Source organism: Cryobacterium zongtaii, assembly GCF_002909375.1.
Taxonomy (GTDB): domain Bacteria; phylum Actinomycetota; class Actinomycetes; order Actinomycetales; family Microbacteriaceae; genus Cryobacterium; species Cryobacterium zongtaii.
On the sequence record NZ_PPXD01000005.1, the window covers coordinates 237,812 to 252,154 of the forward strand.

The following is a 14,343-nucleotide window of genomic DNA, read 5'->3' on the forward strand; positions in this document are numbered from 1 at the left end:
ACCCGGACCGACGCGACGAGGCTAGCCGGGCAGCGCAGCGCGGTGCTGAACCTCCGGTGAACTGCAGGGGACCCGTGGCACCGGTCAGTGGAACACCGACCGGGCCACCGCCGTGACCTCCACGGGCAGGCCATCGGGCACGAACAGGGTGAACACGGGCGGACGCCACCAGGCCTGCAGGGTGATCGTGGCGCTCTGGCCGTCCGCCGTGTCGGCGCGGGCCAGCACCAAGTTGTCGATCCCCGGCTGTTCCGCGGCGGCCAGGTAAGCCGTCGCCGCGGCCCGGATCTCGCCGGTCGTCAGGGCCGCATGCAGTTCACCGGCCTCTATCGCGACCGAGTCGAGGGTGAACGATTCCGCCGCGGCGAGCGCCGCCCCATCCGCCAGCGTGAACAGCTTTTTGCGCTCGAGGTAGAGGCTCGTAGCGGCGACCACGATCAGCACCACCAGCAGCGCCAGAAAGCCGTAGAAGATGGTGATCAGCAGGGTTGAACCGTCCTCGCCCCGGGTGCTGCGGCCGGTGCCGACGCCGGCCCTGTGCGCCATCGGGGTCACCCCTCGTGCCAGAATCTGGACACCGTCTGGGTGGCCGACGCTTGCAGCGGGATGCTGCCGCCGTGCGACTGGGTGATGATGGCGGGCACAAAGGGCAGATCAACGAGCACCCGCACCGTCACCGTCACCACGCTGCGACGTGACAGACACACGGCGGACCCCGTGCAGGTGATGCTCACCTCGGCGGCCGCCGCGTCGATGCCGTAGTCGGCCAGCCCCACCAGCACGGCACGCTCGGCGCGGGCCTCAGCGGCGCCGGCGGTGGGCGCCTGAACGTACACCCGGGCCGCCTGCCGGGCCGCACCCTCCACCGCGAACGCACCGCCCTGCACCACGGACATCGTCAGGACCAGGTAGACCAGCGGCACCAGCAAAATCAGCCCGGCGGTGATGAACTCGAGCGAGGCTGACCCGCGCTCGCCGGTCGGCAGCCACCATCGGTCACTCGGTTTCCAACCCCTCCACGGCCGCATGTCCCCTCACCTCCAGGCCACGGTCCACACCCAACAGACCGAACATCGGCAGCGGGGCCACCACCCGCACCTGCACGCCGGTCTGCCCGGCGACATCGGCGTACCTGGCCGTGACATCGGCGGCGTAGACCGGTCCGAGCGCCGCCGTGATCAGGTCGCGGCTGCGTTCGGCGCCCCGCTCGAGGCCACTGTCGGCCAGCGCGGCGTATCGGGCGCCTTCCGCTGCCGCATCCAGCACGGTGTTGCGGATGTGCAGGGCGAGCGCGAGCTGCAGGACCGCCAACGTGAGAGCGGTGAGCAGCGCCGACACCATGACGAATTCGGCCACCGCCGTGCCACGCTCGGCGTCGCCGTGCGCACACCGCCACCTGCGGATCATGTCGGTATCAGGGCATCCGCTAGATGCCGCTGACCCGCTCGATGGCCTGCTCGAAGATGCCGCTGAGCGCGGGCCCGGCCAGACCCCAGATGATCATGACCAGCCCGGCTGTCATCAGGGTGATCAACACCCAGCCCGGTACGTCACCCCTCTCGTCGTGCAGCCCAATGCGGATACGGTTCTGAAACTGGGTGGTGAGGCTCACGGTGTCCTGCTTTCTCTCGGTGGTGCACGGATGGAGCGGGGCGATGCAGCTGGAACGGTGTCGGTCGGAGACGTCTAAAAACCGGCCTGCAGCACGAACAAGCCGGGAAAAATCGCAAAAAGTATGGTCATCGGCAGGATCAGGAACACCAGCGGCACCATCATCGCCACCTCTTTTTTGCCCGCCGCCTCGAGCAGATGCCGTTTGGATTCCTCCCGGCCGTCCTGAGCCTGGGCCCGCAGCACGTCGGCGAGCGGAGAGCCGCGGTCGATCGCTCCGACGACCTGGTCCACGAACCGGGTCAGTGACATGAGACGCATCCGGGTGGACAGCTCGGTCAGCGCCGTGCTGAGCGAAACTCCGGCGTGAACGTCACCGATCACCCCGGCGAACTCGCGGGACAACTCCCCCGAGGTACTGCGGGAGACGCGGCGCAAAGCATCGAGGATGCCCTCACCGGCCGCGAGGGACAGGGTGAGGAACTCCAAGATGGTGGGCAGCTCGCTGTCGATCCGGGCCAGGCGTGCCGTCGCCGCCCGTTTCAACAGGGTGTCCCGCAGCAGCACCCCCGCTCCGGCCGCGACGACGGGCGCCGCGACCTGCACGATCAGCGGCCAGCTGCGGCCCGACGGCGTGCCGAGTGCGAACAGCAGTGCGCCGGCGGCGCCGATCAGCGCCCACGCCAGTTGCTCGGACCGGAAGGCGTCGACGGTTCGGGAGGAGCCCGACTGCGCAAGACGACGCTCGATGATGTCGGCGCCGCCGAGCGCATTGGCAAGGGCCTGCGCGAGGGTCTCGAACACCGGCGAGAACAGGGTTCCCAGCACCGGGATCGGGTCGACAGAGCGGCGGCCCACGAAGACCCGTGCCTCGGCCGACACGTCGAGCAGGTAGGGCGCCAACCGGTTCGCGAGCCGGGGCCGGCTCAGCCGCGGGGTGAGGCTCACCAGCGACCAGAGTCCGATACCGAGCACCGACCCGAAGAAGGCACCCCAGGCGAGCGCCGTCACTGGAACCACCGGCGTTCTTCGGGCAGCCGCCCCACGATGAGCATCACCCGGTAGGCCAGCACCGAGACGGTGAGACCGCCCAGGATGACGACGGTTCCGGCCGGGGTGTTGAAGGCCTGGGCCGCCTCCGGTCGGCTGCTGATCAGCACTAGAACAATCCACGGTGCGGCCACGCCCAGCCGGGCGGCGTTCACCACCCAGGATTGTTTGGCCTCGACCTCGGCGCGCACCGCGGCATCCTGCCGCAACCAGCTCGACAGGCTCCGAAGCACCACGGTGAGGTCGCTGCCGCCCACGTCCCGTGCCATCCGCAACGTCTCGATTAATCGGTCGGCGAACGGGTCGGCGAGGGAGGCCTTGAGGGTGTCGGCGCTGTAGCCGAAGTTGCCAGTGGCCCGGTACTCCCGCTCGAACTCGGCGAACGCCGTGCGGGTGACCACCGGCCCGGCCTGCGCCAGGCTGCTCACGGCATCGGGCAGGGCCAGCCCCGACCGCACGGCAGAGACCAGGTGGTCGACCACATCGGGCCAGACCGTGCGGTTCAGCCGCCGCCTGGCCCGGGCCCGCCACAGCACGATGAGGGAGGGCAACACCAGCCAGACCACACCGACGACCAGGGTGAGCGCTCGCACACCAAGCACCGCCTCGGCGAGCGCGGCGGAAGCCACCGCGAGCACCGCAGACAGCGCGGCGAACACCGGCACCGGCACCGACCCGAAGCCGGCCTGCGCGAGCCGGGCCCGCCAGCCCGACACCAGCCGGCCGCTGCGGGACGCACCATCGGTGGCCGGCCAGAGCAGCGGTGAGCTCAGCAGAAGCAGCCCGGCACCGAGCAGGCTGCCCAGAACCAGGGTCATGCCGCTCCCCTCCGCAGCACCTCGGCAGGGTCGAGGCCGGCGGCCCGGAACTTGGCGAGCTTGGTGGGGAATCCGCCGGTGTGTTCCAGCACCCCGTTCTTCATGAGGAACAGCGGGCTTGCTTCGATGGTGGAGCCGGTCAGCTGACCGCTCGGTGCGATGATCTCGGTTACCCGGCGGCGCCCGTGCCGGTCCATCTCACAGTGCAGCACGATGTCGATACAGCCTGCCACGGTGGGCAGCACAAACGAGGAGTCGATGTTGCGCCCGGCCAGCAATGGCAGGGTCGACAGCTTCGCGAGGGCGTCCCTGGCGCTGTTGGCGTGGATCGAGCACATGCCGGGAAGCCCGCTGTTCAGCGCGATGAGCAGGTCCAGGCTCTCCGCCTCACGCACCTCACCCACAACGAGCCTGTCCGGCCGCATCCGTAGTGATTCCTTGATCAGCCGGCGCAGGGTGATCTCGCCCGCGCCCTCCAGACTGGGCTGCCGGCACTGCATGGCCACGACATCACGCGCGCCGACGCTCAGTTCAAAGGTCTCCTCCACCGTGATGATGCGTTCGGTGCGACGCGTGGCCGACAGAAGCGCGTTGAGCATGGTGGTCTTTCCGGTCTGGGTGGCCCCGGAGACGAGGATGTTCTGCCCGCCACGCACGCACACCCGCATGAACTCCGCGGCCGGCTGGGTGAGCGCGCCCAGCGCCACGAGCTGGGTGAGGTCCCGGATGCGCCGGGTGAACTTGCGGATGTTGACCGACCAGTATCGCTGGGTGATGTCAGGGATCACCACGTGCAGTCTGGAGCCGTCGGGCAAGGACGCATCTACGAACGTGCTTTAGTCTACGGATATGAGAAAAGTCGCGATCTACGCTCGAATTAGCCAGGACCGCTCAGGCTTGCAGGCCGGAGTTGATCGGCAATTGAAAGACTGCCGCGAACTAGCCCAAGTCAGCGAACTTGAGGTGATCGAAGAGATCGTCGACAACGACGTGTCTGCCACGACCGGAAAACGGCGTCGGGGTTGGACCCAGCTCGTCGAGTTGATTGAGAATGGCGCAGTCAGCGGCATCGTCGTCTGGCACACAGACCGGCTATATCGGAAGGTTCGCGACCTGGTCGTTCTTCTTGATCTGGCCGATAAATACAACCTCAAAATCTACGCCGTCACCGCAGGCGACATTAATCTCTCTGACCCAACGGGGCGCATGTTCGCAACGATGATCGCGGGCGTCGCATCATTCGAGGTTGAACAGAAAGCAGCGCGATCAGCGCGAAAGAATTTTGACACCGCGCGGCAAGGAAAGTTTCATGGTGGCCCCATACCAATGGGCTATCGCAAGGGTCCGACGCCGGGAACACTCGAGATAGACGAAAAGCAAGCGGAAACCTTGCGCAGAGCAGCAGGCCGGCTCATCGCTGGCGAGACGTTGAGCGGCGTAACCAGATGGGCGCGCGTCGAACTAGCCCGACCTAGCTTGAAACCAAATTCACTGAAGGACGCGCTCACTAGACCTACTATCGCTGGACTGCGGCGCCATGTCCCCGCCTCCACAAGGCGTGATTGGAATCTGCGGCGCAAACAAGGCGAGGTCTCGGGCGACCTTCCGGATGAAGTAGACCTGTACACCGCAGAGTGGGATGCGATTCTCGACCACGCGGAATGGACTCACATGAAAAGCATCCTCCTAGACGGCGCTCGCAGACGTGGCCGCCCAGCGGTGAAGTCCCTGCTCAGCGGCTTACTCATCTGCGAGGTCTGCGAGACGAAGCTTGGCTACTCTGCGGCATCGTACAAGTGCCCAGGACCTGACCGTAACGGGTGTTCTGGTGTTGCGATTTCAACGAAGACCGTTGAAGCGGTAGTGACGGCCTTCATTCGGGCAGGGCTAGCGTCGACACTGCCGGACGAGCCCATTGAGGCGCCGGTTGTGGCCAATGAGGCGGTGTTTGACGAACTCGCGAGCAGAAGAAATGTCCTCTTAGGTCAGTTCGCCCGGGGTCGAATAACTGAAACGGAACTGGACGAACAACTAGACCAGCTGACTCTAATGGAGGCGAAACTACAGGCCACAGTAATGTTGAAACAGCAGTCGCTTCTTGCGGAAGGACGAGCGCGAAGGGTTGATACGGCCGGCTGGGATGATGCTGACCTTCAGCGGCGACGGGAGATCATTCGTGCCGTGTTCAATAAAGGAATCACGATCTTCAAGTCGCCGAAGGGGCGCAAATCGGGCTCGAGCTTCAACTCGTCGAGGATCTATTTCGGTCCGCCTCCGTGGAAGGATCCGCGACTAACGCCAGAGGCCCAGCAATTCGAGTTACAGAATCATAAGCTGCGTCTTGCCGGGATGACTCCTCTGCCTCCGGTCTCCCCTATACCTCCGATGTCGATTTACGAAGCGACGGAACACAAGGCTGCGTTCAGGTCTTGGCAACGCGAGATGGATAAGTTGATGGAGTGAGGCGCTCAGGCCATCATCCAACTCACCGGGGATCGGCTTGCAGGAGTTTTTGAATATCCTCGTCCGACGTGTACGGAAACCGAATCCTAAGCAGTCGCGGACTTTCGTCAGAGCGAACATAGGCGATGCCTGCTGTTCTGTAGCTGTTCGCGTCATTGGCTACAGGTATCTCATGCGGCTTCGCCCCGCATGCCAACGCCCCGGCGCCAAGAATCATGTCTACCTCGATGGCGGTGTCGACGCGGAGTGCAATTCTGTTCGCGAAGTGCTGTCTCAAGCCGCCGAGTACCTCCTTGTGGCCCACCTGACTTGCCGCAATGACGTACACGCCATCTGAGCGCCCTTGAGACAGGATGAGGTTGAGGTTCTCACTTAGACCACTCTTGGCGAAGTTTCTATCCTGGGCCAACGAGGACAACTCGTCGATGACAAGGACAACCAACGGGTTTTCGCTGGAGAGCGTGAACGACCGGCCTGAGCTGCGCTGTCTCGGTCGAAGGACATCGTTTACAAGAGATTCGACCATTTCGGCAATGGTGCCGACGTCGAACGCGACGAGATCAAAGAGCGAAGACATCTCGAAACCTTTGAGTTCTGCTCTCTTCGGATCAGCACCGAAGAGCCTGACCTGGCCAGCCCTCTGCCATGGCGCGAGCTGCCGGAGAAGGCTCTGAATTACTCCACCTTTTCCTGAGCCGGTTGCACCGACGATGAGGGTGTGATGAACAGGCAATGAGTAGACACCACCTTCTTCGGTAATCGCCAGCGGCAGAAGTAGAGGAGTCGAAGCTGCATGAGCTTCAAAAAAAGTGGACCCCGATGGCGCTTGAAGCGGGTCATGAACGACGAAGGTCATTCGCATCAGCCCGTTGGCCCGGTCTTCCGGGCGCTGTTCCACTCGAATTTCCTGCACGCGCATGGAAACTTCCAGAACGTCCGAAGCAAAATCGTAGGTGTTCTCGGTCGCGCCGGGGATAGCGGTGAACAGAGCAACTGGACCAACGGCTGATCTCTCAATTGCCACAATCTTTGGGACGAATCTCGTCTTGTCCCCGATCCGAATCGTGTCAGTCCTGCGACGCTCGGCAAAGAGTTCTATTCGCTCTATGGCTTCGCTTCCTAACGCCCACTTGCCTAAGTCTTTGAGCGCTGTCGCCTCGGCCGCTAGTCTCTCGTCGTGAAAGAGTTTCGCCTGAAACAAGTGCTGGTTCAGTGCCCCAGGTGCACGCAGAATCCGCACTATTCTCAGCGATTCTGAATCAGCGCTCTCCCAGAGTTTTTCCTCGATCACCCTCGCTATCCGCAGCGACTCTCTATGAGATGAAATGGCGATGGCTGACGCAACGAGGAGAGCTGCTAGTGCCAGAACTATTCTTAGCCACATTGGCGAGAACGCCATGACTGCAAGGCCTGCGATCCCAAGGCTTCCCACGCCACTCCAGGTGCGCCGTCCACGCCCACTGTTCAGGGTCTTGGACCAGCTCATGAACCTTGATCCACTACTGCCCTCGATCATCGACCGACCCCTGCTCTCTCTATCGCTGCACTATTCGTCATACTTCCCTCTCTCTTCTTGGATGACCGGGGCCGCATAATGCGACCCCGGAGAACATCGATCTACTTGACGACTGGCTGTGCGCGCTTCACGGCATCCGCAACGGCGTCCCAGGCGTTGATACCCGTCTTGCGAACTGTCTGGGCGTACACCGTCGTGCGGAGCCCCCAGTCGTCGTTGGTACCCGCGAATTTGATATCTCCCTCACCAGAGGCGACTAAGACGTCGCCGGAATGCACAGCCTCGAAGTCCGATTTCGCAGTCTGAAGAGCGACTTCCCCGAGAGTGCGACCATGAAGAAGGACCGTCGCCCTGAGCTGTACGAGTTCCGTACCATTGCGGGTCTGCTTTTCCTCTGATCCGAATACCGTCAGTTCACGGATCTCGCTACCCGACGCGATGATGATGAGATCCTGCGGTGCGAATGGAATGATTTGATTAGCCATTTGTTCTCCCTAGTTCTGGTTTGGTACCCGACCCAACTACCAGGCCGCGTGTCGATTACGTTCGACTAAGAGAGTTGTAGCGTCGATCTCGACCTCATTCTCGATTCCAGAATCGCTCGACTACGAACGCAGGATGTCATCGGATTCTCGCCCTGACCGGGCAGTCCGCTCACTTATGGAATTGCTTTCGGTCGGCATTGCCGCTAAGCATGAAAAATGGAGCCCAACATAAAGGCGTGGACGCGCCAAACCGTGCGCATTCTGGAAAAGCCTCGGTACTTCAACGATGAAGGAAGCCCCGTAGGGGGTTTTCGATCGGTCGTGATCGACAGCCAGGACAATTGCGAGTTCTTGCATCAAGTAGATGGTGCGCTCGACATTCTCGATCCTGACCAGACGACCATCCGCCCATGGCCACACGGACCTCGGCGGCTTGCTTTCGGTGTGCGCCGTAGGAACATCGACCCGGAAAAAGCGATCATTTCTGACTACGGACTCCCGGTGATCGTATGGGGAGTTCGTGAGGATGAAGCGCTTTATGCTCATCTCAGTCACATACCTCAATCGCCCGGAACCATGGGTGACCTTTGGCGCGCAACGAGAGACGAGTACACGGAGTATGACTGGACGGACGTACTCGTCTGGGAAACGGACGGTGGTCGCGGTGGCGACCAGATGGAATACGATCTCGTTTCCTTCCTCCTAGATCACGGCGTTGACCTCGGAATCGGTGCCAGCACCTGGGCGGGTGCACGGCTGACGAAGTTCTTGTTCAAGATCCGCCGCACCAGAAAGGCAGATCGCCTGGCTCGGCTCGCAGTCAGGCGCTGGGGGAATCGCGGCTTTGACAGCCCGTGGATGATTCGGATCTGGTTTGAAACGAAGGAGCAGTGGAAGCTGCGTGAAGTTTCGAAGCGACTCCAAATCTCTGAGATGACGGCTGCGGAAATTCTGCAAGCCTTGGGATACGAACGGATATCCGAGCGTCCCGAGTTGTGGATACTCAGTGAAAAACCCGCCGCGAAGCGGAAGCGGCAGAAATGGATGAAGTCTGAGACCACGGCTGGCCTAAATGAAATCCTCTATTGAACGATCTCAACTCGAATGTAACGAGCCAGAATCCGGGCGATAAAGAGAGCGACGCTAGAACGCACTCTGGGTCGTGACGGTGCCCTTGAGGGACGATCAGCACGTCCCTTCGACGACGCGCGCGTCTCGCAACGAAATTCGTGTGAACGGGCGGGCACGAAGCGAAGCGAGAGTGCCCGCAGGTTCAACGCCAGTTGGGGCAATCAGGGGTCGCGCTTGGTAATAAGAGAGCTAACTTCGCTACTCAAAGCACTTGTACTCGGACCCCCTCTGTGCCATGGTCAGGCACTCTCAGAAGCCGCTGACCTGTTCCGACCGCGCGCCTTCTCACGGGCTGCCATGCGAGTGTTCATGTCTCGCATCTCTGCCAGTCGAATCTCACGAAGCACTTTCTGCCGCTGGAGATCGGATTCGTCGGGTTCCGTAATGCCGGGCTGGTCTTGACCAATGATTCTCAGATCAATGCCAAGCTCTTCTGCCACCCGCAGGGCCTCAGCGTCGCTCGACTCCAGAGCTTCTTGAAGGGCGACCTGGGCCTCGTTGTCACTCGCCAGAACGTTTCGCCAACTAGCAGCAGAGATCAGGGCATGATCAAATCCTCCTCGGTGCTGTTGAACTATTTCTTCGTCAGTGAGACCGTGTCCGACCGCGTCCAAGGCTGTGTTCCACAACTGCTCGGCGAAAGTAAGCGGGCGTGTGCGCGGGGCCTTTCTCTGGGATCTTGTTATCTGCTGGCGAGTTCGAGGGCGTTTTCCGGGAGCGGTCAATGATTCGTAGCCGAAAACTACGGTCTGAAATTCGAACCAGGCTGCATGACGCTTGAGGCGCGGCATCTCTTCGACAAAGATCTCGCCCCGGTCCCACACCTCGCCGGAGTCTGGGTCTAGGTAAGTGCGAAGGACGCCAATGTCGGCGAGTACCTCGCCGACTCGATTCGGGTTGTGCAACAGGAAACGATTGTCACCCTCGAAGGTCACTTTGGTTCGAAGGTCAGCGCGCCGGCCGGGCAGATCAAACCATAGACGCTCACTCGGACACCTCTTCCCCTCGTCTTCGATCATCGCCTGGAACAGTTGCAATGGGGTCTTGTTCTTTCGACGCTCCCCTCTACCCTTCTTGGATGTATTGCCGGAGCTGAGCTCGTACGAGATCCGGTCCACGCTAGAGAGATATGCGTTCTTCTTGAAGTAGTTCTGGATGCCGTCCAGAGCTCTGACCGCTCTCAAGTCAGCGCCGAGAGGTTTTCCCTTCTGATTGTTGAGAGCTGGCGATTCGAGGCCCATGTTCGAGAGCGCCGCCGCCCAGTCCTGGAATATCCTGACGCGTCGGGCTTCAAACTCCTCTTCCTCAACAATTGCCTGGGTCATGAAAAGAAGCACATGGAGGTGGACGTGCCACCCTTTCCCTCCAATTTGGGGTGGCCCGTACGTCACTTCGGTGGCGCAGATGAACCCTGTTAGACCCAGCTGCGTCTTGAGAGACTTGAACGCGTACCCTTTCTGAACTCGCGCCCAGGCCTCTTGCTTTGCATCCCAGAGATCGTCCAGACGTTCGTTTCCCTTGTGTCTCATCGTCAGAGTCAAGAAGAGAACTGGCATACCTTTTGCGATCCACGTTGATGCTATGGCTTGGATCTCCTGGCGGCGCTTGGCCGCCACGACCTGTGCGCAGTGCGGACATGCCCACACAGAACCGCAGCGGCTGAGATTTCCGTAGCTGACGTACCGACGAATAGCGCCGTCGTGAGACTTGGACTCGCGGAGCCGCATTGGAATTTCGTTGTCCACGTAGTGATGGGAGCCCGTCGCTTGGCGTCCACAAAGTCGAGGCTCCTTCTTTAGCGCCGTCTTGCGATTCATACTCATTGCTGCGGCTAGATCCCGGCGCCGCTCCATGGCGAGCTGCATCGCGTCCGGCAGCAGTCGGACTGTCTTAGCCGTGCCTTGCTTTTCCTGCTTTCCGCGCCTTCTGGACTGCCGGGGCTTCTCCAATGGGTTTTCGCCTTTCTCGTTGTTCGTCGTAGTGGACGTCGCTGACCTGCAAATCGTCGAGTCGCGCTCGCACTGTAATCGTCTAAACGAGCGCGCCGTTCGAAACCTGGCTAATCAACGACTCGAGTTGACGGGGACCTAGGCCAAGACGGGGCGACAACAGCACGCCGCACCGTGTCAGTCGTGGGACCTGGAATTCGCGGCCGCCGTCCGGCAGACTCACAAAAGGCGCGCAGCGCATGGGCCAAGGGCGCCGCTCATGGTGTGCGCGAAACGATAGCGACAGAACCCACAAGAACTACCAACGGGCCAGGACCAACACTCCCGGGTAATGCGCGGGAGTGTTGGTCGCGGTTTAGTAGAGGCCCTGGCTGAGCATGAGAACGCGCTCTTCGTCCTGCTCCGCCTCGAGGATGTCGCCGACTCGAGCGGCGATTGTGATGTGATCCGGTTCGAAACGTGCGTCAGGTGAATCTGCCGAGGCTGTAGGTGCGTCCACCGATTGAAAGACGGATGCCGTCGTGATAATTGCGGCTTCGGTGATGCTTTCGCTAATCATTTCACGTGCTCATTCCTGTCGAGAGAGTTCTCTCGACCGTGGGTAGTTAAACGCCCGTGTCCCGTGAATGTTATTGGCTGCGTGAAGTGTTATTTGGGCGACAACGCGATGGCGCGTCACACTCGAAACTGTACTGGCTCGTGCCGGAGTGCCGTTCAGATCCATACCCCCAATAGAGGGGACAAGAATGCTGGGGTTCCGCCTTCTCTGGAGAGCGCTTTTCAGTTCGCCGCGAACCCCAGTTCAGGGAATTCAGACAGGATAGTGAATTCGCCCTTGGCTGTCATGATGTGTGGGTTGCGTCCCGTCTCGGACGCAATGGGATCCTTGGCTCGTGAAACGTATTCCACGACGGGACGCCCCTGAACTGCATCGTCGATGAAAGCGTTAGTCAAGCGGGGACGCTCGAAGGTCCAAGTCAAGACCTCGTTTCTATTTATCGGCCGAGGCAAGGCTGATCCACCCTCGACCATGTCACCGTCGTGAACCGCTACCTGGCCATTGAACTCGAACTTCTTCGGTCCACCGACGGTTTCCGTCCCGCGAACGCGAAATCCGGCCTCATCTGCACGTTCGAATTCCCAGTACACGTCTACGATTTGTGTGGTCACGTTGCCGACATTAGCGACGACAACTTCGAGATCCCACGTTTGGGTTTCCGGCTTTCGTACAACGACGCCGTCACTGAATCCACTATCGACGCTGTACTTCAGGACCCCGGAAACGGCAAGCTGCGGCCGGTCCCAGCGAGTCTCCTTGTAGATTTGCCATCCGAGCGAGCCGCCGGCAGCGATAAGCGCAATTGTGGAAACTACGTCTGCATACATGTTCGAAATTTAGCAGGCACGCAAGCAGGATTTGGTTGGTTGCACTCAAGGAGCCGAAGCAGCCATAGAACGGCTCATCAATGAGCGGGCCGTTGGTTTTGATACCTGGGTGCGGCTGTTATTCGCCGTCGACTCACACCGGAGCCAAGTAAAACGGTGCGCAGCTGGATCAAAGACTCGGCATAGGACCCGTCAAAGTAGCTGATCAATGACCACTACGATCAGGATCACGCACAGGGGATCATCGCGGAAGGCAGCACCTGCTCGACCGAATCTCGACGATGTGTGTTCAACGAGCCATTGGGGAACAAGTGACTGCAGTAGTAGAAGACAGGAAATCGTTTCCTTACATGTCGCCCGCTGTTTGGACCGAGCTTCGGCGAGCTTTCTTCAAGCAGCTCCCGAGCAAAGTCACTTTGACCTACCTTTCGTCGGTCCTGTCTATTTCTGAGAAGACCGCCAAAAACGTGCTACCTCAACTGCGCAACGTCGGTCTCGTCGATTCAGAGGGTGTGCCTACCCCGCTGACTCATGATTTCCGATTCGAGGAATCGTATCCAAAAGCATGTGCAGCCATTCTGGAGACTGTGTACCCGGTTGAGGTACTCGAGATCTTCACAACGAAAGATGCGGATCCAACCGCGGTCGCAAATTGGTTTATGCGGTATTCCGGTTCTGGTCAGGCCACGGCCAAAGTCGTGGCGAAGTTCTACCTCCATTTGGTTGGTGCGGAGAGAATTGGGGAGGACGTCAAGCCTCGAACGCCGAAGACCGCAAAGCCGAAGAAGGTTGCGTCGGTAAGTACGGAATCGAATGTCACCGTCCCCTCAACCGACGCGGAACCGGTGAGTACTGAGCACCAGACACTGCCTCAGCCGAATCTGCCTCACAAACCCGCGCCGCAACAGGGGCCCAGTCTTCACGTCGATCTACAGGTGCACATCGACTCGTCCGCCTCGACGGACCAGATTGACGCGATCTTTGCGAGCATGGCCAAGCACCTTTATGGACGATAGAGAGACGTTTCAGGCGGCCGTCAGCGCCGTTCAGAAAATTGCGAATGAGCTGCGCCAAACTTCGCGAAAGACAGCCGTGGGCACCGCCATTGCGCGTAAGGACAACGAAACTTCAATCGTCGAGGTATTCCCGCTGGACCAGCCGGCATCGCGCCCTCTGAAGGTTCTGGTCAGCTGGGCTCACCGCGGAGAAGACTGGTCAGCTCAGCAACAAAAGGCTTGGGAACAGCAGGTCATGGAGTTCACCACCGCGCTTCGAAGCATGGGGATTGACGCCGATATCGACCTCTTCCACAGCCACAAGAGCGACGCAGACTGGACCCGCTTCGGCCAGAAAGCGGTTTTGGAATCGGACTTTGTTCTAGTGGCGATAACGGACGCGTGGGCCGAACGATGGTCCGGAGTCAACTCACCGCGCCTCGGCGCTGGAGCGGTGGTGGAAGCGGATGCCCTAAAGGGTTCCTTCATCCGACACCAGGCGGAGCTTCAGAAGAAGCTGAAACTGGTACTTCTTGGTGAGCAGAGCCCTCGGTGCATCCCTGAGGACATGGCTCGCTTCACATACTTCCAAGTGGATGTCGATGATTTTGATACCTACGAAGACCTGCTCAGGACCCTGACCGGCCAGCCCTACTATGACAAACCTGAACTCGGTGAAGTGCCGATTCTCCCACCCGCTGTCCGCGAAAAGTTCAAGCGGAAGTCCGACAGAACGGGCGTCCACGATGAATTGGAAGATTACGACGCGGTGCGATCGGAAATTATGACCCTCGAGTCCGCCCAAGCGAGAAAGACCAAACCAGATCTCGCGACCCAACAACGAATTGAAGTGCTGCGGGCAGTGTTGAACGCAATGAGCAACTAAAGCCGTCCAACTGGCACTCAACCGACGGAAACACAGAACTCACCACAGCCACT

General features: G+C 60.5%; 15 protein-coding genes and 1 pseudogene. 4 read left to right on the forward strand and 12 right to left on the reverse strand.

All coding sequences use genetic code 11. The features are described 5' to 3' along the window. Positions 1 to 84: 84 nt before the first annotated feature. The 7 genes and pseudogenes from C3B61_RS03340 to C3B61_RS03370 form a co-directional block, all read right to left on the reverse strand. Positions 85 to 546, reverse strand: coding sequence for a pilus assembly protein TadG-related protein (locus C3B61_RS03340; protein WP_103459535.1), 462 nt, complete (start codon positions 544 to 546; stop codon positions 85 to 87). A gap of 5 nt (positions 547 to 551) precedes the next feature. After that, complete coding sequence (locus tag C3B61_RS03345; RefSeq protein WP_103459536.1) at positions 552 to 1,028, reverse strand: hypothetical protein; 477 nt, start codon at positions 1,026 to 1,028, stop codon at positions 552 to 554. Further along, the gene (locus tag C3B61_RS03350) at positions 997 to 1,407 is read right to left on the reverse strand and encodes a TadE/TadG family type IV pilus assembly protein (protein WP_103459537.1); all 411 of its coding nucleotides are present in this window, start codon (positions 1,405 to 1,407) and stop codon (positions 997 to 999) included. The genes C3B61_RS03345 and C3B61_RS03350 overlap by 32 nt, the downstream gene beginning before the upstream one ends. A gap of 19 nt (positions 1,408 to 1,426) precedes the next feature. Continuing rightward, a complete protein-coding gene (locus C3B61_RS03355) occupies positions 1,427 to 1,612 on the reverse strand; it encodes a hypothetical protein (RefSeq protein WP_088455569.1) in 186 nt (61 codons plus the stop codon). A 74-nt stretch (positions 1,613 to 1,686) separates the two neighbouring features. Further along, complete coding sequence (locus tag C3B61_RS03360; protein WP_244285819.1) at positions 1,687 to 2,631, reverse strand: type II secretion system F family protein; 945 nt, start codon at positions 2,629 to 2,631, stop codon at positions 1,687 to 1,689. Continuing rightward, positions 2,619 to 3,479, reverse strand: coding sequence for a type II secretion system F family protein (locus tag C3B61_RS03365; protein ID WP_088455567.1), 861 nt, complete (start codon positions 3,477 to 3,479; stop codon positions 2,619 to 2,621). The genes C3B61_RS03360 and C3B61_RS03365 overlap by 13 nt, the downstream gene beginning before the upstream one ends. After that, a pseudogene (locus C3B61_RS03370) lies at positions 3,476 to 4,309 on the reverse strand (TadA family conjugal transfer-associated ATPase); the annotation flags it as partial. The gene C3B61_RS03365 and the pseudogene C3B61_RS03370, both read right to left, overlap by 4 nt. A 19-nt stretch (positions 4,310 to 4,328) precedes the next feature. Here C3B61_RS03370 and C3B61_RS03375 point away from each other — a divergent pair. Further along, positions 4,329 to 5,942 (forward strand): recombinase family protein, encoded by a 1,614-nt coding sequence (locus C3B61_RS03375; protein ID WP_103459540.1) that lies wholly within the window; start codon positions 4,329 to 4,331, stop codon positions 5,940 to 5,942. 22 nt (positions 5,943 to 5,964) lie between these two features. Here the strand turns inward: C3B61_RS03375 and C3B61_RS03380 are convergent, their stop codons facing one another. Further along, the gene (locus C3B61_RS03380; RefSeq protein ID WP_208858765.1) at positions 5,965 to 7,428 is read right to left on the reverse strand and encodes an FtsK/SpoIIIE domain-containing protein; all 1,464 of its coding nucleotides are present in this window, start codon (positions 7,426 to 7,428) and stop codon (positions 5,965 to 5,967) included. Positions 7,429 to 7,559: 131 nt separating this feature from the next. Then, on the reverse strand, positions 7,560 to 7,943 hold the full coding sequence (locus C3B61_RS03385) for a hypothetical protein (protein WP_103459542.1): 384 nt from the start codon (positions 7,941 to 7,943) through the stop codon (positions 7,560 to 7,562). A 216-nt stretch (positions 7,944 to 8,159) separates the two neighbouring features. Here C3B61_RS03385 and C3B61_RS19385 point away from each other — a divergent pair, with 216 nt between their 5' ends. After that, positions 8,160 to 9,032: a hypothetical protein gene (locus C3B61_RS19385; RefSeq protein ID WP_133160218.1), complete on the forward strand. Its 873-nt coding sequence runs from the start codon at positions 8,160 to 8,162 to the stop codon at positions 9,030 to 9,032. Positions 9,033 to 9,313: 281 nt separating this feature from the next. Here the strand turns inward: C3B61_RS19385 and C3B61_RS03395 are convergent, their stop codons facing one another. From C3B61_RS03395 to C3B61_RS03405, 3 genes are all read right to left on the reverse strand, one after another. Next, entirely contained in the window at positions 9,314 to 10,819 is a 1,506-nt protein-coding gene (locus C3B61_RS03395; RefSeq protein ID WP_133160219.1) for a protein rep, read from the reverse strand. A 559-nt stretch (positions 10,820 to 11,378) separates the two neighbouring features. Then, positions 11,379 to 11,582: a hypothetical protein gene (locus tag C3B61_RS03400; protein ID WP_103459545.1), complete on the reverse strand. Its 204-nt coding sequence runs from the start codon at positions 11,580 to 11,582 to the stop codon at positions 11,379 to 11,381. Between the two features lie 221 nt (positions 11,583 to 11,803). Continuing rightward, on the reverse strand, positions 11,804 to 12,409 hold the full coding sequence (locus C3B61_RS03405) for a hypothetical protein (protein WP_103459546.1): 606 nt from the start codon (positions 12,407 to 12,409) through the stop codon (positions 11,804 to 11,806). A 311-nt stretch (positions 12,410 to 12,720) separates the two neighbouring features. Here C3B61_RS03405 and C3B61_RS03410 point away from each other — a divergent pair, with 311 nt between their 5' ends. Both C3B61_RS03410 and C3B61_RS03415 read left to right on the forward strand, forming a co-directional pair. Further along, positions 12,721 to 13,425 (forward strand): DUF5343 domain-containing protein, encoded by a 705-nt coding sequence (locus C3B61_RS03410; protein WP_133160220.1) that lies wholly within the window; start codon positions 12,721 to 12,723, stop codon positions 13,423 to 13,425. Next, the gene (locus C3B61_RS03415) at positions 13,415 to 14,290 is read left to right on the forward strand and encodes a hypothetical protein (protein WP_103459548.1); all 876 of its coding nucleotides are present in this window, start codon (positions 13,415 to 13,417) and stop codon (positions 14,288 to 14,290) included. Before C3B61_RS03410 ends, C3B61_RS03415 begins: the two co-directional genes overlap by 11 nt. The last annotated feature ends 53 nt before the right edge of the window (positions 14,291 to 14,343 follow it).

Coding starts and splice junctions, on each gene's coding strand:
- C3B61_RS03340 (WP_103459535.1), bottom strand. CDS start 546: ATGGCGCACAGGGCCGGCGTCGGCACCGGCCGCAGCACCCGGGGCGAG.
- C3B61_RS03345 (WP_103459536.1), bottom strand. CDS start 1,028: ATGCGGCCGTGGAGGGGTTGGAAACCGAGTGACCGATGGTGGCTGCCG.
- C3B61_RS03350 (WP_103459537.1), bottom strand. CDS start 1,407: ATGATCCGCAGGTGGCGGTGTGCGCACGGCGACGCCGAGCGTGGCACG.
- C3B61_RS03365 (WP_088455567.1), bottom strand. CDS start 3,479: ATGACCCTGGTTCTGGGCAGCCTGCTCGGTGCCGGGCTGCTTCTGCTG.
- C3B61_RS03375 (WP_103459540.1), top strand. CDS start 4,329: ATGAGAAAAGTCGCGATCTACGCTCGAATTAGCCAGGACCGCTCAGGC.
- C3B61_RS03380 (WP_208858765.1), bottom strand. CDS start 7,428: ATGAGCTGGTCCAAGACCCTGAACAGTGGGCGTGGACGGCGCACCTGG.
- C3B61_RS03385 (WP_103459542.1), bottom strand. CDS start 7,943: ATGGCTAATCAAATCATTCCATTCGCACCGCAGGATCTCATCATCATC.
- C3B61_RS19385 (WP_133160218.1), top strand. CDS start 8,160: ATGGAGCCCAACATAAAGGCGTGGACGCGCCAAACCGTGCGCATTCTG.
- C3B61_RS03400 (WP_103459545.1), bottom strand. CDS start 11,582: ATGATTAGCGAAAGCATCACCGAAGCCGCAATTATCACGACGGCATCC.
- C3B61_RS03405 (WP_103459546.1), bottom strand. CDS start 12,409: ATGTATGCAGACGTAGTTTCCACAATTGCGCTTATCGCTGCCGGCGGC.
- C3B61_RS03415 (WP_103459548.1), top strand. CDS start 13,415: ATGGACGATAGAGAGACGTTTCAGGCGGCCGTCAGCGCCGTTCAGAAA.